This window comes from Arthrobacter sp. 10N43, from assembly GCF_056394525.1.
The window spans coordinates 172,582-190,483 of sequence record NZ_JBFTIA010000005.1 but is presented as its reverse complement, the minus strand read 5'-3'; the positions used below and the strand labels follow the sequence as shown (position 1 = coordinate 190,483).

General features: G+C 67.9%; 17 protein-coding genes. 10 read left to right on the top strand and 7 right to left on the bottom strand.

The window, feature by feature from the left end; translation table 11 throughout:
• The first annotated feature begins 165 nt into the window (after positions 1-165).
• The gene (locus AC1DDO_RS12590) at positions 166-1,548 is read left to right on the top strand and encodes an MFS transporter (protein WP_476869250.1); all 1,383 of its coding nucleotides are present in this window, start codon (positions 166-168) and stop codon (positions 1,546-1,548) included.
• A gap of 96 nt (positions 1,549-1,644) precedes the next feature.
• On the opposite strand, the gene AC1DDO_RS12585 is transcribed toward AC1DDO_RS12590, so the two are convergent.
• A complete protein-coding gene (locus AC1DDO_RS12585; protein ID WP_476972066.1) occupies positions 1,645-2,544 on the bottom strand; it encodes a LysR family transcriptional regulator in 900 nt (299 codons plus the stop codon).
• A 195-nt stretch (positions 2,545-2,739) separates the two neighbouring features.
• Here AC1DDO_RS12585 and mmsB point away from each other — a divergent pair, with 195 nt between their 5' ends.
• The 3 genes from mmsB to AC1DDO_RS12570 all read left to right on the top strand — a co-directional run bounded on the left by mmsB (position 2,740) and on the right by AC1DDO_RS12570 (position 5,803).
• Positions 2,740-3,642: a 3-hydroxyisobutyrate dehydrogenase gene (mmsB, locus tag AC1DDO_RS12580; RefSeq protein WP_476869249.1), complete on the top strand. Its 903-nt coding sequence runs from the start codon at positions 2,740-2,742 to the stop codon at positions 3,640-3,642.
• A 31-nt stretch (positions 3,643-3,673) separates the two neighbouring features.
• Entirely contained in the window at positions 3,674-5,158 is a 1,485-nt protein-coding gene (locus AC1DDO_RS12575; protein ID WP_476869248.1) for a CoA-acylating methylmalonate-semialdehyde dehydrogenase, read from the top strand.
• 84 nt (positions 5,159-5,242) lie between these two features.
• Entirely contained in the window at positions 5,243-5,803 is a 561-nt protein-coding gene (locus AC1DDO_RS12570) for an isochorismatase family protein (RefSeq protein ID WP_476869247.1), read from the top strand.
• A 32-nt stretch (positions 5,804-5,835) separates the two neighbouring features.
• On the opposite strand, the gene AC1DDO_RS12565 is transcribed toward AC1DDO_RS12570, so the two are convergent.
• Both AC1DDO_RS12565 and AC1DDO_RS12560 read right to left on the bottom strand, forming a co-directional pair.
• Positions 5,836-6,441 (bottom strand): hypothetical protein, encoded by a 606-nt coding sequence (locus AC1DDO_RS12565; RefSeq protein ID WP_476972065.1) that lies wholly within the window; start codon positions 6,439-6,441, stop codon positions 5,836-5,838.
• A gap of 99 nt (positions 6,442-6,540) precedes the next feature.
• Complete coding sequence (locus AC1DDO_RS12560) at positions 6,541-7,416, bottom strand: SGNH/GDSL hydrolase family protein (protein ID WP_441409503.1); 876 nt, start codon at positions 7,414-7,416, stop codon at positions 6,541-6,543.
• A 94-nt stretch (positions 7,417-7,510) separates the two neighbouring features.
• Here AC1DDO_RS12560 and AC1DDO_RS12555 point away from each other — a divergent pair, with 94 nt between their 5' ends.
• Complete coding sequence (locus AC1DDO_RS12555) at positions 7,511-8,167, top strand: alpha/beta hydrolase (RefSeq protein ID WP_476971934.1); 657 nt, start codon at positions 7,511-7,513, stop codon at positions 8,165-8,167.
• 61 nt (positions 8,168-8,228) lie between these two features.
• Here the strand turns inward: AC1DDO_RS12555 and AC1DDO_RS12550 are convergent, their stop codons facing one another.
• The gene (locus tag AC1DDO_RS12550) at positions 8,229-8,465 is read right to left on the bottom strand and encodes an RNA-binding S4 domain-containing protein (RefSeq protein WP_441409338.1); all 237 of its coding nucleotides are present in this window, start codon (positions 8,463-8,465) and stop codon (positions 8,229-8,231) included.
• Between the two features lie 33 nt (positions 8,466-8,498).
• Between AC1DDO_RS12550 and AC1DDO_RS12545 the strand changes: the two genes are divergently transcribed.
• From AC1DDO_RS12545 to AC1DDO_RS12535, 3 genes are all read left to right on the top strand, one after another.
• The gene (locus tag AC1DDO_RS12545) at positions 8,499-9,464 is read left to right on the top strand and encodes a DMT family transporter (RefSeq protein ID WP_476869245.1); all 966 of its coding nucleotides are present in this window, start codon (positions 8,499-8,501) and stop codon (positions 9,462-9,464) included.
• Positions 9,465-9,594: 130 nt separating this feature from the next.
• Positions 9,595-10,980, top strand: coding sequence for a glycine--tRNA ligase (locus AC1DDO_RS12540; protein ID WP_441409340.1), 1,386 nt, complete (start codon positions 9,595-9,597; stop codon positions 10,978-10,980).
• Positions 10,981-10,982: 2 nt separating this feature from the next.
• Positions 10,983-11,984 (top strand): GNAT family N-acetyltransferase, encoded by a 1,002-nt coding sequence (locus AC1DDO_RS12535; RefSeq protein ID WP_476869244.1) that lies wholly within the window; start codon positions 10,983-10,985, stop codon positions 11,982-11,984.
• 143 nt (positions 11,985-12,127) lie between these two features.
• Here the strand turns inward: AC1DDO_RS12535 and AC1DDO_RS12530 are convergent, their stop codons facing one another.
• From AC1DDO_RS12530 to AC1DDO_RS12520, 3 genes are read right to left on the bottom strand one after another with little or no spacing between them, the layout of a single operon-like run.
• Entirely contained in the window at positions 12,128-13,030 is a 903-nt protein-coding gene (locus AC1DDO_RS12530; RefSeq protein WP_476869036.1) for a lysophospholipid acyltransferase family protein, read from the bottom strand.
• Between the two features lie 37 nt (positions 13,031-13,067).
• Positions 13,068-13,907, bottom strand: coding sequence for a DUF1295 domain-containing protein (locus AC1DDO_RS12525; RefSeq protein WP_476869034.1), 840 nt, complete (start codon positions 13,905-13,907; stop codon positions 13,068-13,070).
• On the bottom strand, positions 13,907-14,671 hold the full coding sequence (locus AC1DDO_RS12520; RefSeq protein ID WP_476971933.1) for an alpha/beta hydrolase: 765 nt from the start codon (positions 14,669-14,671) through the stop codon (positions 13,907-13,909). Before AC1DDO_RS12520 ends, AC1DDO_RS12525 begins: the two co-directional genes overlap by 1 nt.
• Before the next feature lie 254 nt (positions 14,672-14,925).
• On the opposite strand from AC1DDO_RS12520, the gene AC1DDO_RS12515 reads away from it, so the two are divergent.
• Together AC1DDO_RS12515 and AC1DDO_RS12510 are read left to right on the top strand one after the other, a co-directional pair.
• A complete protein-coding gene (locus AC1DDO_RS12515; protein ID WP_476869032.1) occupies positions 14,926-16,299 on the top strand; it encodes an FAD-binding oxidoreductase in 1,374 nt (457 codons plus the stop codon).
• A 104-nt stretch (positions 16,300-16,403) separates the two neighbouring features.
• Positions 16,404-17,870 carry a YibE/F family protein gene (locus AC1DDO_RS12510; protein ID WP_476869031.1) on the top strand — a complete coding sequence of 489 codons (1,467 nt, stop codon included), beginning with the start codon at positions 16,404-16,406 and terminating at the stop codon, positions 17,868-17,870.
• The last annotated feature ends 32 nt before the right edge of the window (positions 17,871-17,902 follow it).

The window sequence follows — 17,902 nt, the reverse complement described above, 5'->3', positions numbered from 1 at the left end:
GTGGCGTTCCTGTGCATTTTTGCAGATGCTCTCTGCACTAATGGTCGTTGTGGCTCAGTGCCTGCGGACCCATACTCGTTGAGAATAACGCTGTGTGTGCTAACTCACACAAATTTTCAGCCCAATGGTCCACGGGGTGTCGAAGGCGACACCGAAGGAGTTCTCATGAGCACGGAAAACGCCGCCGCAACGCGCGCAGACGAGCCAGACGTCAAGACGTCCGGCCTGAAGAAGGTGGTGGCGGCCTCGATGGCCGGCACCGTGGTGGAATGGTACGAATTCTTCCTGTACGCATCCGCGGCCACGCTGGTCTTCGGCAAAACGTTCTTCCCCAATTCAGGCACGGAACTGGACGGCATCCTCGCGGCGTTCCTGACCTATGCCGTCGGCTTCGTCGCCCGCCCGATCGGCGGGATCGTGTTCGGCCACTTTGGCGACAAGTTCGGCCGCAAGCAGCTGCTCCAGCTCAGCATCATCCTGGTGGGCGTGTCCACCTTCCTGATGGGCTGCCTCCCCACCTTCGCGCAGATCGGCTACTGGGCCCCGGCGCTGCTGGTGTTCCTGCGCTTCGCCCAGGGCTTCGCCGTCGGCGGTGAATGGGGCGGTGCCGTTCTGCTCGTCGCAGAGCACAGCCCGAGCAAGTCCCGTGGCTTCTGGGCCAGCTGGCCGCAGTCGGCCGTTCCGCTCGGCAACCTCTTCGCCACCGCCGTGCTGTTCATCCTGTCCTCCGTGCTGTCCTCCGCGGACTTCCTCGGCTGGGGCTGGCGGGTTGCCTTCTGGCTCTCGGCCGTGATTGTCCTGATCGGTTACTACATCCGCACCAAGGTCAGCGACGCCCCGATCTTCCTCGAAGCACGCAAGGAGGTTGAGGCCGGCCACAAGGGTTACGGTGTTGCCGAGGTCTTCCGCCGCTACCCCCGCGGCGTGTTCACCGCCATGGGCCTGCGCTTCGCGGAAAACATCCTGTACTACCTCGTGGTCACTTTCTCCATCACCTACCTCAAGACGGTGGTCCATGCCGACACCTCCCGGATCCTGCTGCTCCTGCTGGTGGCGCATGTGGTCCACTTCTCCGTGGTGCCCATAGTCGGCAGGCTCTCGGACAGCCTGGGCCGCAAGCCGGTCTACATGGCCGGCGCCGTTCTTGGTGCGACCTGGGGCTTCTTCGCCTTCCCGATGATGGACACCGGAAACGATTTCATCATCCTCGCCGCGGTCGTCATCGGCCTGCTCTTCCACGCCCTGATGTACGCCGGCCAGCCGGCCATCATGGCCGAGATGTTCCCGACCCGCATGCGGTATTCCGGTGTTTCCCTTGGCTACCAGGTGACTTCGATCGTGGCCGGCTCGCTGGCGCCGATCATCGCCGTCGCCCTGCTGGGCCAGTTCAAGTCCTCCGTCCCGGTAGCCATCTACCTCATGATCGCCTGCGCGATTACCGCCGTCGCCGTGTTCTTCCTCAAGGAGACCCGCGGCATTTCGCTCCACGACGTCGACGCCGCCGACGCCCGGGGCACCGCAGACCTCCTCGCCGCCGGCAAGCGGTAGTTCCGCCCGAGGAGACCCCGCCAGGAATAACCGCAGTGGGGGAGGCTGCCCGGGTCCGCGCACCGCGCGGACCCGGGCAGCTGCGTTTACGCGGACTCAGGCGGACAGCACGTCCTGCCGCTCCCGGATTTCGCCGCGTATCGCCTCGAGCACGGCGCGGACCGGGGCCGAGCGCAGGGACTCGGGCCGGGCGACCGCCCAGATGGGCAGCTGTCGCTGGAAATCGTCCGGCAGGACGGGCAGGAAACCGGACCTGCCCGCCACGAGGAAATTGGGCAGCAGTCCTATCCCGGCTCCCCGCCGGACGGCCTCGAGCTGGGCGAAGACGCTGGTGGCCTGGAAACTGGACCGCGGCACGGGCAGCTGCGTGGAGCGGTGGCCCAGCTCCGCGACCTGAAGCGCCGATTCCACATACGAGACAAACCCGTGCTGCCGGACGTCGTCGAGCGTTGCCGGAAGCCCGTGCTCCTGCGCGTAGCCGGGGCTGGCATACAGCCGGAGGAAATAGTTGCTCAGGAAGATGGCCCGGGCATTCGTGGTCTCCATGTTGCCCACCACCACTTCCAGGTCCACGCCGGAGCGGTTCTGGCTGACCTTGCGCGTGGCGCTGAGCAACTCCACGTTGAGCATGGGGTTCGCCCGCTGTAGCCGGACGAGGGCCGGGGCCAGGAATTCGGCGCCGAAGCCGTCCGGGGTGCTGATCCGGACCAGGCCGGACACCACATCGCCGGACCGGGCGATGCTGCTGGACAGGGCGCCCAGGGTGCCCTCGATGGCCTCGGCCGCGGCGACGGCCTGACTGCCGAGCTCGGTCAGTTCCCAGCCATGCGGGCTGCGTTCCAGCGTCCGGCCGCCGAGCTGCTTGTCCAGGGCAAGGACGCGGCGGGAAATGGTGGTGTGAGTGGTCCCGAGCGTCTCGGCCACCGCGTTGAACCGGCCCAGCCGGGCCACCGTCAGCAGGATCAGCAGGTCATCGGGGCTCGGAAGCCGACGCATGTCCACGTGTGGTCCCTCCTCAGCGGGTCTGTCGTCAACGGATACGGAGGCCCACGCCGCCTGTGTGCATTTATGCACATGCCCTCTGTGATTTTTTGCCTTGATTGCACTCTAGCAGGATGTGATGGTGGACACAGAGGGTCTCGGCTTTCACGCCGCAGTGCATCGCAACCACCAAGCAAAGGAGCTTAAGCCATGGCAGTTATCGCCTGGATCGGACTGGGAAACATGGGCGGGTCCATGTCGGTCAACCTCGCGCAGGCCGGACATGAGGTCCGCGGCTTCGACCTCAACGCCGCAGCCGTTGCCGCCGCCGAGGCCGGGGGAGTCAGGGCCGCCGGCAGCATCGCCGAGGCCGTCGCCGGTGCCGACGTCGTCTTCACCATGCTGCCCAAAGGCGAGCACGCCCGCGCTGTGTACCTCGGCGAGGACGGCGTCCTGTCCCACGCGGACACCCGGACCCTGCTGGTGGATTCCTCCACCATCGATATTGCCTCCGCCCAGGCCCTGCACGACGCCGCCGCTGCCGCCGGCTTCCGCTTTGTCGATGCGCCCGTCTCCGGCGGGATGAGCGGCGCGAAGGCCGCCACCTTGACGTTCATGGTCGGCGGCGAGGCCGGCGCCGTCGCCGATGCCACCGAATACATCCGCCCCATGGCGGCGAATATCATCCCCACCGGCGGCGCCACCACCGGCCAGGCCGCGAAGATCTGCAACAACCTCATGCTCTTCATCAACCTTGCCTCCACCGCCGAGGGAGCGGTCCTTGCCGACCGGCTCGGCCTGGACAAGCAGGTCTTCTGGGACATCGCATCGGTCTCCTCCGGCGACAGCTGGGCGCTGCGCACCTGGTATCCCGTGGCCGGCGTGGTGCCCACCGCGGCATCGAACAACGACTTCGCCCCGACGTTCACCACCGAGCTGGCCAACAAGGACATCGGCCTGGCCATCAGCGCCGCGCGGGACACCGGCACCCCGCTGGAACTCGGCGAGCACGTCCAGCAGCTCTTCCAGCGGCTCATCGACGCCGGCCAGTCCGGCACGGACTGCTCCGCCATCGTCAAGCTCGTCGACGGCTCCTTCGAGTCCGCCAACTAGCCCCCACCCCTTTTAGAAAGAGAACCACCCCATGGAACGCATTCCGCACTTCATCAACGGCGCCCTGATTTCCGACGCCGAGCGCTTCGGCCCCGTCTTCAACCCCGCCACAGGGGAACAGGAGAAAGAGGTTGCCCTGGCCTCCGCCGCCCGCGTCGAGGAAGCCATCGCCGCCGCCCGCGCCGCCCTGCCCGGCTGGCGCGCCACGAGCCTGGCCAAGCGCACCGGCATCTTCTTCAAGGTCCGCGAACTGCTCATGCAGCGCCGCCCCGAACTCGCAGCCCTGCTCACCAGCGAGCACGGCAAGGTCCTCTCCGACGCGGAAGGTGAAATCACCCGCGGCCTGGAGAACATCGAGTTCGCCACCGGGCTGTCCCACATGCTCAAAGGCGAACGCTCCGAGCAGGTCGCCGGCGGCGTCGACGTCCACTCGGTCCGCCAGCCGGTCGGCGTCGTCGCCTGCATCACGCCGTTCAACTTCCCGGCGATGGTGCCGCTGTGGATGATCGGCAGCGCCCTGGCCTGCGGCAACACCGTGCTGCTCAAGCCGAGCGAAAAGGACCCGTCCTCCGCCATCTTCATCGCCGAGGTCTTCGCCGAGGCCGGACTGCCGGCAGGCGTGCTCAACGTGGTCCACGGCGACAAGGAAGCCGTCGACGTCCTGCTGGAACACCCGGAGGTCAAGGCCATCAGCTTCGTCGGCTCGACGCCGATCGCGCAGTCCATCTACAAGCGCGCCGCCGATCACGGCAAGCGCGTCCAGGCCCTGGGCGGGGCGAAGAACCACATGGTGGTCCTGCCGGACGCGGACCTGAACATGGCCGCCGACGCCGCCGTCTCGGCCGCCTACGGCTCCGCCGGGGAGCGCTGCATGGCCGTCAGCGTCCTGGTCGCCGTCGGCAGCACCGCGGATGAACTCGTGGACGCGATCAGCACCCGCATGGCCACCCTCACGATCGGTCCCGGCACGGACCCGGCCTCCCAGATGGGCCCGCTCATCACCGCCGAGCACCGCGACAAGGTGGCCTCCTACGTCGCCGGCGCCGCCAACGAGGGCGCCACCGTGGTGGTGGATGGCCGCGAGCACGAGTTCGACTCCAACGGCTTCTTCATCGGCGTCAGCCTGATCGACCACGTCAAGCCCGGCATGAAGGTCTACGACGACGAGATCTTCGGCCCCGTCCTCTCCGTGGTGCGGGTCGAAACCTATGCGGACGCCGTGAAGCTGGTCAACGACAACGAGTTCGGCAACGGCGTGGCCATCTTCACCCGCGACGGCGGCGCCGCCCGGCAGTTCGAGTTCGACGTCGAGGCCGGCATGGTGGGCGTCAACGTGCCCATCCCGGTACCGGTGGGCACCTTCTCCTTCGGCGGCTGGAAGAACTCGCTCTTCGGCGACACCCACATGTACGGCCCGGAAAGCATCCGTTTCTACACCCGCGGCAAGGTGGTCACCACCCGGTGGCCGGACCCGGCCACCTCGGTGATCGACCTCGGCTTCCCCCAGGTCGACTGACCCCGCGTTGCCCTGGTCTCTCGCCGGTATAGGGCTCCGGGATTAGAGTAGGCAGCCAGGGACAGCCACGATCCGGGAGGCACCATGACCACGCTCATCAACCGCCCCAACACGGCATTGCTCGTTGTCGACATGCAGGTCGGTGTGGTCGCGGAGGCCTACCGCCGGGACGCCGTCGTTGCGACCATAGCCGCCCTCGTGGACAAGGCGCGCGGCGCCGGGGTGGAGGTCGTCTGGGTGCAGCACAACTCCGAGGAGCTGCCCCGGGGAAGCGACGGCTGGCAGTACGTGCCCGAGCTCATCCGGCGCGATTCGGAGCCGCTAGTGGCCAAGGAGTACAGCGACGCCTTTGAGGCGACCGACCTGGAATCCGTGCTTGCCGACCGCGGCATCGGCCGTTTCTTCCTGGCCGGCGCCCAGACCGACGAGTGCATCCGTTCGACCCTCCACGGCGCGATCACCCGCGGCTACGATGTCACGCTGGTGGCCGACGCCCACACCACTGAGGACCTGACCGACTTTGGCGCGCCGCCGCCGGAACTCGTGGTGTCCCACACCAACCTGTACTGGCAGTACCACAAGGCCCCGGGGCGGACCGCAGGAACAGTCAAAGCGGCCGACGTCGACTTCGCTGGCCGTTCCTGATCTGGCCCGTGATGGTCTAGCCCTTCGGGAACCTAGCCCTTCATGATTTCAGCGCGCTGGGCCATGTAATCCTCCATGGACAGCTTGCCGTCGCTGTACTGCTGGTCGAGTTCGGCGAGCTTGCGCGCCCGGTACCCCAGCGGGGCCGACGGCGCCTGCGGCTGTGCCGCTTCCGCTGCGGGGGGAGTCTGGGGTGTCTGCCGCTGCGGCTGCGGCGGGTTGTTCAGGTATTCGGGGCTGTCCTCGTAGGGAACCGGGGACTGGTAGCCCGCCGGACCGGAATATGGCGGGTTGGGGTACTGCTGGCCGGGGTACGGCTCGGTCGGGAACGGCTGGTTGGGGAACCGGGGATTCGGGAACTGCTGGTTCGGGTACTGCTCGTCCGGGTTCTGCTGGTTCGGGTACTGCCCGTTTGCCGGTCCCGGCTGCCTGGGAGCGCCCAGCTGGCCGAAGCCGCCGAAGTAGTCCTGCTGGGTGTAGCCATCCCGCGGCTGGTTGCTCTGGTTGTTGTTTCCCGGGGTGCCGGGGAACCCGCCGAACTGGCCAGGAGTGCCCTGGTTCCGGCCGCGGGCGGACCTGCGGTAGAAGCGCATGACGACGGGAATCAGGAACGACAACACGATGATCCAGAAGAACATACTGCTCACGGTATGGGGCCTTTCAGCTGCTGGGCCTTCTCGTCTGCGGGCTCAAACATCGGGCCGGAGAAGTGTTCCTCCAGCTTATGCCCCGCAGGCTCAGGACCGTACCGCGTCCTCGGCGCCGGGCGGTCCTTCGCCCGAGCCCAGCGGAACGCCGGGGCCGAAGACCGGCCCAGCCAGGGGCCGCTTGGCCGTCACGCCGTCTCCCGAGGAGCGGTGCCGCAGCCGCCGCACCACCCAGGGCACAAAATACTCCTTGGCCCACACCAGGTCCCCGCTGCGCGCCTCGCGCCAGCTGCGCTGCGGCAGCGGTTTGGGGGAGAGCGGCTGCAGGGTGTGCTGGACATTCAGGGAGTCCAGCACCATGGCCGCGATGGTGTGGTGGCCCAGCGGTGAGAAGTGCAGCCGGTCAACATTCCACATCTGCGGGTCATTGAGCTGTCGCAGCGACCACATGTCCGCGATCACGGCGTCGTGGCGCGCGGCGATGGTGCGCAGGTTCTCGTTGTAGATGGCCACCTTGCTGCGGATCCGGCCCAGCACGGTGGAGCCGGTGTCCGGGCCGTTAAACAGGACCACGGTGGCGCCGCCCAGGCTCAGGATCTGGACCACTGAGTCCAGCTTTTCGGCCAGTATGTCGGGATCGCCACCCGGGCGGATGAGGTCGTTGCCGCCGGCTGAGAGTGTGATGAGGTCCGGCTTGAGGGACAAGCAGTGCGCCATTTGCTGGTCCACGATCTGCTGCAGGAGCCGGCCTCGGACAGCCAGGTTGGCGTAGGCGAAGTCGTTGTGCCCGCGGCTGAGTTCTTCGGCCACCCGGTCTGCCCAGCCCCGGTGGCCGCCCGGGCTGGCCGGCTCCGGGTCGCCGATGCCTTCGGTAAAGGAGTCGCCCATGGCCACGTAGCGGGTCCACGGGTGGGTTACGACGGTATCCGCCGAAGTGTCCGCTGAGGTGTCTGGTGAATTTTCCATGGCTTCGGTTTCGCTCACCCTCTTATCCTGCACTGTTCACGTTAAGCTACGCCACCGTAGGTTGTTACCGTCGGGTAACTGTAAGAATGGTTCCATGACTCACGCTGATGCCCGTCCCGCGCCCGTCGTCCTGTGGTCCAAGCCGGAGCAGGAGCGGGCCGGCAAACCGCTGCTGGTCCTGCTGCACGGCTACGGGGCCAACGAACAGGATCTGCTCAGCCTGGCGGAGATGCTGCCGCAGGAATTCGCAGTGGCCTCGCTGCGTGCCCCGCTTCCCATGGGTCCGGGCTTCACCTGGTTCCCGCTGACGGCGTCCATTGACTATTCGCTCGACGCCGTCAAGGTCGCCGCGGCGTATGTGCAGGACTGGCTCGACGGCGTCAAGGCCAACCACCCGTCGGTGACGCTGCTGGGGTTCTCGATGGGCATGGCCATGGCGACGACGCTGCTGCGGCAGCGCCCGGCGGACTTCGCCGCCGTCGTCGGCCTCTCAGGGTTCGTCGTCGACGCCGGCGATGACCCCAGCTTCCACGACGGCGAACTCGACGGCACCGTGCCGCTGTTCTGGGGCCGCGACCAGCAGGACCCGGTAATCACCGAGGACAAGATCGACTTCACCGTCGGCTGGGTCCGCAAGCACGTGAAGCTCACCAAGGTCCTCTACATGGGCATGTGGCACGGGATCAACCAGCAGGAAATCGGCCACGTCTCCGAGTTCCTCACGCACGTAGTGCTCAACTCCAAGAAGTAAGCGCACCCGGCCAACAGCCGCGCCCCAACAGCCGCGCCCCAACAACCGGGCGCGCCGGCCGCTAGGAGGCTGCGGGCGCGCTGATCCGCACAGTCCGGTTGTTGACGGTGACGGTGTCGCCGTCGTGAAGCTGGCGGCCGCGGCGCTCGTCGATTTCGCCGTTGACCTTGACCAGCCCGTTCTTGATCAGCTCCGCGGCTTCCACACCGTCCTCGACCAGATTCGCCAGCTTCAGCAGCTGGCCCAGCCGGATCATGTCGTCGCGGATAGTAATGTCTTCGAATTCCGAATTGCTCATATAGGCAATGATGCCTGACCAAAGGTGACACCCATGACCCACACCCCCCGGCTCCCGCTCATCGCGGGGCTGCCCATCGCCGTCGCGGCGGGGCTGTTCATCCCGCTCCAGGGCCGGATCAACGGCGCCCTCGGGGTGGCGCTGGGGGACGGCATCGCCGCCGCCGTCGTCAGCTTCAGCACCGGACTGGTGGTGATGGCGGTCATTTCCCTGGCGCTGCCGAAGGGCCGGGCCGGGCTGGCGCGGATCGTGCCCGCGGTGCGGGAGCGGCAGTTCCCGCCCTACTACGTGCTGGCCGGCTGCATCGGGGCCCTCTTCGTCTTCGCCCAGTCCTTCACTGTGGCGCTGCTTGGCGTCGCCCTCTTCACCGTTGCCGCCGTGACCGGACAGACCCTCAGCGGCCTGCTGGTGGACCGGCTCGGAATCGGGCCCGCGGGGAAGCGGCCCATCACCGGCATCCGGGTGCTGGGCAGTGCGCTGACCGTCGCCGCCGTCGGATGGGCCGTGTCGCCCCGGTTCAGCGCCGGGGAGTCCGGGGTGCAGCTGCTGCTTCCCCTGCTGCTCCCGGTTCTGGCCGGCTTCCTCATGAGTTTCCAGCAGGCCATGAACGGCACGGCCACCGTCCACTACGGGTCCCCGATCGCTGCGACGCTGGTGAACTTCATCGCCGGAGCCACCCTGCTGTGGGTGGCCTGGCTGATCAAGCTCGCCGTTGCCGGCGCCGGCAACCCGCTCCCGGCGCAGTGGTGGCTGTACCTGGGCGGCCCGCTCGGCTGCGTCTTCATCGGCGTCGGCGCCCTCCTGGTCCGCAGCCTTGGCGTGCTGGTCACCGGGCTCGGGATGATCGCCGGCCAGCTGCTGGGCTCCCTCGGACTGGACCTGATCCTGCCCGTGCCCGGGACCGTGATCGCGCTTCCGACTGTCCTCGGCACCGTGCTGACACTTGGCGCCATCATCCTGGCCACCCTGCCCTGGCCGCGGGGCGCGCTGAAGCGGTAACCGGTAGGCTTGGAGATTGCATCGCCCAGACGCATCGCATTGTTCGTATCACCCCGCCCGGCAACCAGCCGGTGACCGGGGCTGACACCGCGGACCGCACCCAGCGGCCCTGTACAAAATTGGAGTTCCCATGGCAGCAAAATCCGTCCTCGACCAGATCATTTCCCTCGCCAAGCGACGGGGATTCGTTTTCCAGGCCGGTGAAATCTATGGTGGCTCCCGTTCTGCCTGGGACTACGGGCCCCTCGGCGCCGAGCTCAAGGAAAACATCAAGCGCCAGTGGTGGCAGTCCGTGGTCCGCGGCCGCGACGACGTCGTGGGCCTGGACTCCTCGGTCATCCTGCCCCGCCAGGTCTGGGAGGCCTCCGGCCACGTGGATGTCTTCTCCGACCCGCTGGTGGAGTGCCTGTCCTGCCACAAGCGCTACCGCGCGGACCACCTCGAGGAAGAATACGAGGAGAAGAAGGGCCGTCCCGCCGAGAACGGCCTGAAGGACATCGCCTGCGCCAACTGCGGCACCCGCGGCCAGTGGACCGAGCCCCACGAATTCTCCGGCCTGCTCAAGACCTACCTGGGCCCCGTCGCCAGCGAGGAAGGCCTGCACTACCTGCGGCCCGAAACGGCCCAGGGCATCTTCGTGAACTTCGGCAACGTCCTGACCACCTCGCGGAAGAAGCCCCCGTTCGGCATCGGCCAGATCGGCAAGTCCTTCCGCAACGAGATCACGCCGGGCAACTTCATCTTCCGCACCCGCGAATTCGAGCAGATGGAGATGGAATTCTTCGTCGAGCCCGGCACGGACGAGCAGTGGCACGAGTACTGGATGAAGGAACGCATGTCCTGGTACACGGGCCTGGGCATCCGCGAAGAGAACCTGCGCTTCTTCGAGCACCCGCTGGACAAGCTCAGCCACTACTCCAAGGGCACCACGGACATCGAATACCGCTTCGGCTTCCAGGGCTCGGAGTGGGGCGAGCTCGAGGGCATCGCCAACCGCACCGACTTCGACCTCTCCACCCACGCCAAGGCCTCCGGCGCGGACCTGAGCTACTTCAACCAGGCCACGAACGAGCGCTACACCCCGTACGTGATCGAGCCGGCCGCCGGCCTCACCCGCTCGTTCATGGCCTTCATGATCGACGCCTACACCGAGGACGAGGCCCCCAATGCCAAGGGCGGCGTGGACATCCGCACCGTGCTCAAGCTCGACCCGCGCCTGGCCCCGGTCAAGGCCGCTGTGCTGCCGCTGAGCCGCAACGAGGACCTGTCCCCGAAGGCCAAGGACCTCGCCGCGCAGCTGCGCAAGAGCTGGAACATCGAGTTCGACGACGCCGGCGCCATCGGCCGCCGCTACCGCCGCCAGGATGAGATCGGCACCCCGTTCTGCATCACCGTGGACTTCGAGACCCTGGACGACCAGGCCGTCACCATCCGCGAACGCGACACCATGAGCCAGGAACGCGTGTCCCTGGACAAGGTCGAGGGCTACCTGGCCGCGCGGCTGATCGGCGCCTGATCATGGCCATCGAATACCGGGAGTGGCGGGAGGGCGACGACCTCGCGCTGCTGGAAGTCTGGGGCGGTCCCGAGACGGTCCAGGCCGGACAGTTCCGCGGCACGCTGGCGCCCTCGGGCAACTCGCCGTGGCGCCGCTGCATTGTGGCCGAGGACGTCGTGGACGGTGTCGCCATTCCCGTGGCGGCGGCCGTGGTCCACGAGGCCTCACTGCATCCGGAACGGCTCTGGGCGTATGTCGAGGTCGCCCGGGACCACCGCCGCGTGGGTCTGGGGTCCACGTTGCTGAGCATGCTGCGGCACGAGGCCGCCCAGGCGCCGTCGGGAGTGTCCAAACTGCGCTGCAAGGTGGAGCCGGGCACCCCCGGGGCGGCGTTTGCCGAGGCCGCGGGCCTGGCCCCGATCCAGCGGTCCCGCCTGATCGTCGTGGACCCGGCGCCGCTGAAGCTGCCGGTGTTCGGCGACGGTTCGGAGTCCGCGGCCACCGATCAGGTCGAAGACCTGGCCACCGGCTCGGTGGAGCTCAGCGACGTCGTGGGCCGCTACTACACCGCCGTGCACGGCTGGGACAGTCCGGGGGAGCTGAGCGTTGCCACGGTGCAGCGTTTGTTCCTGGATGATCTCAGCGGCGCCCACGGCGCGATCGTTCTGCGGGCGCCCAAGGCCAGTGCCTTCGGACACGGCGTCGCGGCCAGCCGCAAGGGCCGGCTGGAGGGCTTTGCCATCAGCTACGCGCAGGGCATTCCCGGCGCCGACGCCGACGGCTCCGGTGCAGCCTCGGGCGAGCCCACTGAGGTTTTCCTCGGCCACGAGCCCGCATTGGGCGCGGAGGAAGCCTTGACCGCCGTCCGGGATCTTTTGGCCCTGATCGCCTACCAGCACCCGGTGATGCTGGAACTGGACGACGCGATGACCGCCCTGCGCGCCGTCGTCGAACCGCTGCTCGAGAGCGGCAAGGCCCATGTCCAGGGCTCGGAAACACTGGTTGTCTCCGACCCGGTGTAGGCAACCGAACTGACCATATAACCCGATTGACCCGCAGCTGGCGGCCGTTATGAAGCGTGATAACGGCCGCAGCTGCGGGTCAGTTGTCGTTTAATGGCGCGGCCCGGCTACTTGGGCATGACCGCCAGCAGCGGCAGTGGGGCTTATCGGCGCCTGGCCCCTGCGCGCCGCGGGCCGTCGGCCTCGTCGAGCCGGCGTCGTTCCTCTTCCGTCGGGGCGCCGCCGCCGCGTCCGGCCGGCATCCACCAGGCTCCCGGCGCCGGGTTCAGCGGGAAGTCTGCAATCCCGACGTCGATCCCGTCCTGGAGGGTCCTGGCCAGGCGCGCCGTGGCGGGCTGGGCGTCGTCTGCCGGGTCCGGGAGTGAGCCCGGAAGCAGGGGTTCGCCCACGTGGATGCGGACCGGGGCACGCCAGGCACGCCACGGCGAGAAGGCGTGGTGGCGGGTCATCAGCCGGTGGGCGCCCCAGACGGAGACCGGGATGATCGGCACGCCGGCCTCGGCGGCCATCCGAACGGCGCCGGTCTTGCAGTCGCGGACCGTGAAGCTGCGGCTCACGCCGGCCTCGGGCAGGATGCCGATGTACTCGCCCTCCTTCAGCCGGGCGACCGCGGCGTCGTAGGCGTGGGTCCCCGAGCCGTAGCCGACCACGACGTGCCCGGCCGCGCTGACCGCAGGCCCGGCAAACCAGTGGTCGGCGGCTCCTTGGGTGATGAGGAAGCGCAACTGGGCCCGGTTGTTCCACCACAGCAGCATTTCGGCAAAGGCAAAGTCCAGGTAACCGAAGTGCGTGATCGCGATGACGGCCCCCTGGCCGGGCACCACCGTGCGCGACGGGCCGCGGGCGGAGACCTTCAGTGGGGAAGCATACTGCCGGGAGGCCCCTGCCGGTCCGTGGTGCGGCAGGTGCTCCTGGCCGGTGATAAGGACGCGGATCCGGAACAGCCATCGCAGCGCCAGCCCGGTGCGGACAATGAAACGGTAGAAGCGGTCGCTGGGCTGTGGCCTCCACCGCTTCGGCCGCCAGCGCTTCGGCCGCCAGCCCAGGACGGAGCCGGCGCCGGACCTGGCCTGCCCCCGCACGTCAGTGCCCGCCGGCCTGTTGCCCGCCGGCCTTTGGGCCGCCTGTCCGCCGGGGCGGCAGGGGCAGGAAACCGGACGTGGAGTCGATGTACTCCTTGTAGCCGGGCCGAGCCGACATTGCCTTTTCCGTCAGCGGCTTCCCGGTCTTGCCGGCGAGTGTCCAGATCATCAGGGCGGGGGAGAGGATTGTCAGGACGCCGGGCCACGAATCGGCCGCCACGAGGAAAAGCCCGGCCCAGACGGCGGCGTCGCCGAAGTAGTTCGGATGCCGGGTGTAGCGCCACAGGCCGGTGTTGAGGACGGTGCCGCGCCTGGCGGGATCGGCCTTGAACCGGGTCAGCTGCCAGTCGCCGACCGTCTCGAACACGAAGCCAAGGATCCAGAGCAGGACGCCGGCGAAGGCCAGCCAGCCCACGCTTCCGGTGGCGAACATGCCGACCTGGATGGTGAGCGAGACGAAGAACATCACCACGCCCTGGGGCAGGTAGACCCGGCGCAGGGCATAGACATTGCGTGATCCCGGAGCTCCGGCGAGCATGGCCACATAGCGCGGATCCTCGTGGCCGCCGCGGGCACGAAGCCCGATGTGGACGGCAAGGCGGATGCCCCACACCGCGACCATGACAAGGAGCAGCAGCCGCCGGCCGGCGTCGCCGTACCCGGCGGAGAGCGCCCAGGAGATGCCGGCCACCACCACGAAACCAAGGCCCCAGACGGTGTCAATGACGGAGTGCCGGTTCTGCCGGACGGCAACCGCGAAGGTCAGCGCCAGCAGCACCACCAATCCGGCGATGACCCACGGGAGGCTGGCAAGGAAGGCATCAAGCGGGAACGGCGGCATCACAACACCACCGGCATGCGGGCACCGGCCGCCGGCACGGCGCTGCCGAGAGCGCCGCGGAGCGCCGCCGTGGCGGTGGAGACGTCGGCTCCCGTGGCCTCGCCAAAGGCGGCCAGGACGAAGCCGTTCGCCAGCGTGTTCCACAGTCCAACCCGGCGGAACATGAAATGGCCGGCACCCCGGAGGGAGACATAGTCGACGGAAGCCGCGACGCCCTCAGACCGCCGGGCGTAGTCCAACGAGTTCGCCGGACTGGTCCAGCGGTCCTCGGTGCCGTGGACGATCAGGACCCTGCGGCCGGTGACCGGTCCGATGGGAGTTTCGTGATTGAGCCACGGGGCGAGCGCGACGACGGCCTCGACTTGGGGGTCGTCGGCTACGCACAGTGCCGTGAGCCCTCCCATGGAGTGGCCCAGCAGGTACACCGGTACGCCGGGATGTTCCTTGCTGATCCGGGACAGCGCCCAGCGGGCATCCTGCACGGGTGACATGTCCTTGCCGTTCCAGCCGCGGTACCGGTTCCGCAGGGTCCACACGGCCAGCCCGTGCGGGCCGCCCTGCCGGTTCAGCGCACGGGCGAAAGGCTGCATCCGGGCCGGGCTCAGGTGCCGGCCGCGGACCGGATCGTAGCTGTCGGCCCTCCCGCCGTGCAGGACCAGCGCGACTCCGCGGGTCTCCCCGGCGGCCTCGGCGATTCTCAGCACGGCCTTGGCGGCGGGCCCGGATCGGCCCGCCTCCGGTTCGCGGTCGTCTAGTTTGCGCATCGCCACGTGTGTCCTTCCGGTCCTTCGTCCGTCAATAACCAACCCTAGGTCTCCGCCCCCGCCCGTCAAGGCAGAGGGGTGCCTAGTGTGGATTCGGAGCCGGTGCCACCGGCGATGGGTGCGGCCCGCCAAAGTGCCCTTGACGGGGGATTGCGGGGAGAGTAGGCATGTGCAGGTAAACCTCCGGGCGCCACGCCGGCTGGGAGCGCAAAAAACCGTCCGGGTCGAATCCCACGAAATCGACGGTATAGAAAATGAACGGAACAAAGTTCGATGGCCTTCGCGAGCAAGTCCGCGGGCAGATCATCACGCCCGGCGACGCCGGCTACGACGCGGCGCGTGCGGTCTTCAACGGCATGATCGATAAGAGGCCGGCAGCGGTGGCCCAGGTGGCCCAAGTGGCCGACGTCATCTCCTGCGTCAACTTCGCCCGGGACAACTCCCTGGATTTGGCGGTCCGCGGGGGAGGGCACAGCGCCCCCGGCTTTGGCACGTGGGATGACGCCCTGGTCATCGACTTCTCCAACACCAGAGGGGTCCGGGTCGATCCCGCGGCCGCGACGGCGCGCGCGGAGGCCGGTGCGACGTGGGCCGACTTCAACCACGCGACCCATGCCTTCGGGCTGGCAACTCCCGGCGGCATTGTCGGCTCAACCGGCATCGCCGGGCTGACCCTCGGCGGGGGCATCGGCTACCTGAGCCGCAAGTATGGGCTCAGCTGCGACAACCTCCTCTCAGCCGACGTCGTCACGGCGGAGGGAAAATTCCTTACCGCCAGCGAAAGCGAGAACCAGGACCTGTTCTGGGCGCTGCGCGGCGGCGGCGGGAACTTCGGCGTCGTGACCTCGTTCGAGTACCGGATGCACCCCGTGGACATGGTCCACGCCGGCATCATCATTTACCCCATCGAGCATGCGGAGTCGGTGGCAAGGTTCTACCGGGACCACATGGCTTCCGCCCCGGAAGAGTTTGGGGCTTTCATGGGCTTCCACCAGGGCCCGCCGGTGCCGTTCCTGCCCGAGGAGTGGCACGGGAAACCGGTGTGCGTCGTCGTCGGCATGTGGACCGGCGACCCGGCGGAAGGACCGGCACGCTGGCAGCCGTTCCTGGACGTCGCGCAACCGGCCGGATTCATGGTGGGGCCGATGCCGTACCCCGCGTTGAACTCGGCTTTCGACCCGCTGCAGCCTCCGGGCATGCAGGCCTACTGGAAAGCCGATTTCCTGGCGGAGCTCAATGACGGTGCCATCGCTGCCCACATCGAACACGGCGCCAAGGTCCCCAGCGTGCAGACAGCGGTACATATCTACCCCATCGATGGTGCTGTCCAGCGGGTGGGCGCCACGGACACGGCGTTCGCCAACCGGAACGTGAAGTTTTCGCCCGTGATCGCGGCGCAGTGGATGGACCCCGCGGACAACGAGGCCAACATCGCCTGGGTGCGGGACTACGCGGCCGCGCTGCGGCCCTATTCGGCTCCCGGCGGCTACATCAACTTCATGGACGGCGATGACCTGCCCAGGATTGCGGAGAATTACGGTCCGAACTACAGCCGCCTGCGCGACGTCAAAGCCAAGTACGATCCCCAGAATTTCTTCCACGTCAACCAAAACATCGCTCCGGCCTAGCTGGACCTCCCGCCGGAACGCCGGCACTGCCCGGCGTGCCGCGTCATCCGTCCGGACCACGCCCGCCCACGCCGTAAAGTTTTCGGCATGAGGTTGAACTGCTGATGGGCGCCGGACACACCCATTCCCATACTGAACATTCGGAGCCGACGCCCCAGACGCGCGCGGCGCGGAAGAAGGCCAACTGGATCCTGGCTGCCATCCTGATCCCGCTGACGCTGCTGACCCTGGCGGCCATGGTGCTCATGTGGCCCTCGGGAAGCAAGGAAGGCATCACGCTGGCCAGCCCCTACGCGGCGGCTCCGGGCGTGACGTTTGACACCGGCAAGATCCAGCGCGTCGTCGTCGGCAGCTGCTCGGACGCCCAGGCGGGCGGCGACCCTGCCGTGCAGGCACCGCAGGAGGGATCGCAGTGCACCTTCGCCTACACCGAGCCGGACAAGGGCGGCAACCCGGTGAAGGTGGTCATCAACCCTGACATCGCGAAATCCCACGGCGTGAAGCCCGGGGACAACATCCGCTACCTCAACCTCTCCAAAGCCCAGGGCGCCACCGGCCAGGGTGCACCGGCCTACGTCTTCGTCGATTTCGTGCGGACGCTGCCCATCATCTTCCTGGCGGTGCTCTACGCCGTCGTCGTAATCGCGGTGGCGCGCTGGCGCGGCCTGCGGGCCCTGATCGGACTTGTCGGCGCCTACGTCGTGCTCGTCTCCTTCATGCTGCCCGGGCTGGTCGAAGGAAAGCCGCCGCTGCTGCTGGCTCTCGTGGGTTCCACGGTGATCATGATCGGGGTGCTGTATTTCGCCCATGGCTTCTCCGCCCGCACGTCGACGGCGCTGCTGGGGACGATGTTCGGCCTCGCCATTACAGCGCTGCTGGCGGCCTGGTCCACCGACGCCGCCAACCTCGCCGGTGTGGGCAGCCACGACGCCGCCACGCTCACCAACATGTCGGACAACATCTCGATCTCCGGCATCATTTTGTGCGGGCTGATCATTTCCGGCCTCGGCGTGCTGAACGACGTCACCATTACGCAGTCCTCTGCTGTGTGGGAACTGTGGGAACTCGCCCCCGAGACCAGTGCCCGGCAGCTGTTCGCGTCCGCGATGCGGATTGGCCGGGACCACATCGCCTCCACGGTCTACACCATCGCGTTCGCCTATGCCGGCGCGGCCCTGCCCGTCCTGATCCTGGTCATGCTCTACGAACGTCCGCTCGGGGACGCCCTCACCAGCGCCGAACTCTCCGAGGAAGTCATCCGCACGCTCGTCGGTTCCGTGGGGCTCGTCCTGGCCGTTCCGGTCACCACGCTCATCGCGGTGCTGGTGGTCAAGGCCACCGGAATCAATGGCCATGCAGCCAAGGGGACTGGGGCTGGGGCCACTGATGCGGTCCCCGTCGCCGCGCTCGCAGGCTCGGCGGCCGGCGGCGGCGGGCCCTACAGTGTCGAGTCCGGCAGTGTTGGGTACGGCGATGTTGAGGCCGCTGACGACGCCGGGTCCGCAGGCGGCGGGCCCGACGACGCCGGCCCTGCCACCCGGCGCGGACGGCGCGCCGCCCTGCGCAGCTGATCCGGCCTCGATCTGGAGTTGATCCGGGCCCT

What these genes read in the sequence shown, in the direction of transcription:
- AC1DDO_RS12590 (WP_476869250.1), top strand. Translation starts at nt 166, where the DNA reads ATGAGCACGGAAAACGCCGCCGCAACGCGCGCAGACGAGCCAGACGTC.
- AC1DDO_RS12585 (WP_476972066.1), bottom strand. Translation starts at nt 2,544, where the DNA reads ATGCGTCGGCTTCCGAGCCCCGATGACCTGCTGATCCTGCTGACGGTG.
- mmsB (WP_476869249.1), top strand. Translation starts at nt 2,740, where the DNA reads ATGGCAGTTATCGCCTGGATCGGACTGGGAAACATGGGCGGGTCCATG.
- AC1DDO_RS12575 (WP_476869248.1), top strand. Translation starts at nt 3,674, where the DNA reads ATGGAACGCATTCCGCACTTCATCAACGGCGCCCTGATTTCCGACGCC.
- AC1DDO_RS12570 (WP_476869247.1), top strand. Translation starts at nt 5,243, where the DNA reads ATGACCACGCTCATCAACCGCCCCAACACGGCATTGCTCGTTGTCGAC.
- AC1DDO_RS12565 (WP_476972065.1), bottom strand. Translation starts at nt 6,441, where the DNA reads ATGTTCTTCTGGATCATCGTGTTGTCGTTCCTGATTCCCGTCGTCATG.
- AC1DDO_RS12560 (WP_441409503.1), bottom strand. Translation starts at nt 7,416, where the DNA reads ATGGAAAATTCACCAGACACCTCAGCGGACACTTCGGCGGATACCGTC.
- AC1DDO_RS12555 (WP_476971934.1), top strand. Translation starts at nt 7,511, where the DNA reads ATGACTCACGCTGATGCCCGTCCCGCGCCCGTCGTCCTGTGGTCCAAG.
- AC1DDO_RS12550 (WP_441409338.1), bottom strand. Translation starts at nt 8,465, where the DNA reads ATGAGCAATTCGGAATTCGAAGACATTACTATCCGCGACGACATGATC.
- AC1DDO_RS12545 (WP_476869245.1), top strand. Translation starts at nt 8,499, where the DNA reads ATGACCCACACCCCCCGGCTCCCGCTCATCGCGGGGCTGCCCATCGCC.
- AC1DDO_RS12540 (WP_441409340.1), top strand. Translation starts at nt 9,595, where the DNA reads ATGGCAGCAAAATCCGTCCTCGACCAGATCATTTCCCTCGCCAAGCGA.
- AC1DDO_RS12535 (WP_476869244.1), top strand. Translation starts at nt 10,983, where the DNA reads ATGGCCATCGAATACCGGGAGTGGCGGGAGGGCGACGACCTCGCGCTG.
- AC1DDO_RS12525 (WP_476869034.1), bottom strand. Translation starts at nt 13,907, where the DNA reads ATGCCGCCGTTCCCGCTTGATGCCTTCCTTGCCAGCCTCCCGTGGGTC.
- AC1DDO_RS12520 (WP_476971933.1), bottom strand. Translation starts at nt 14,671, where the DNA reads ATGCGCAAACTAGACGACCGCGAACCGGAGGCGGGCCGATCCGGGCCC.
- AC1DDO_RS12515 (WP_476869032.1), top strand. Translation starts at nt 14,926, where the DNA reads ATGAACGGAACAAAGTTCGATGGCCTTCGCGAGCAAGTCCGCGGGCAG.
- AC1DDO_RS12510 (WP_476869031.1), top strand. Translation starts at nt 16,404, where the DNA reads ATGGGCGCCGGACACACCCATTCCCATACTGAACATTCGGAGCCGACG.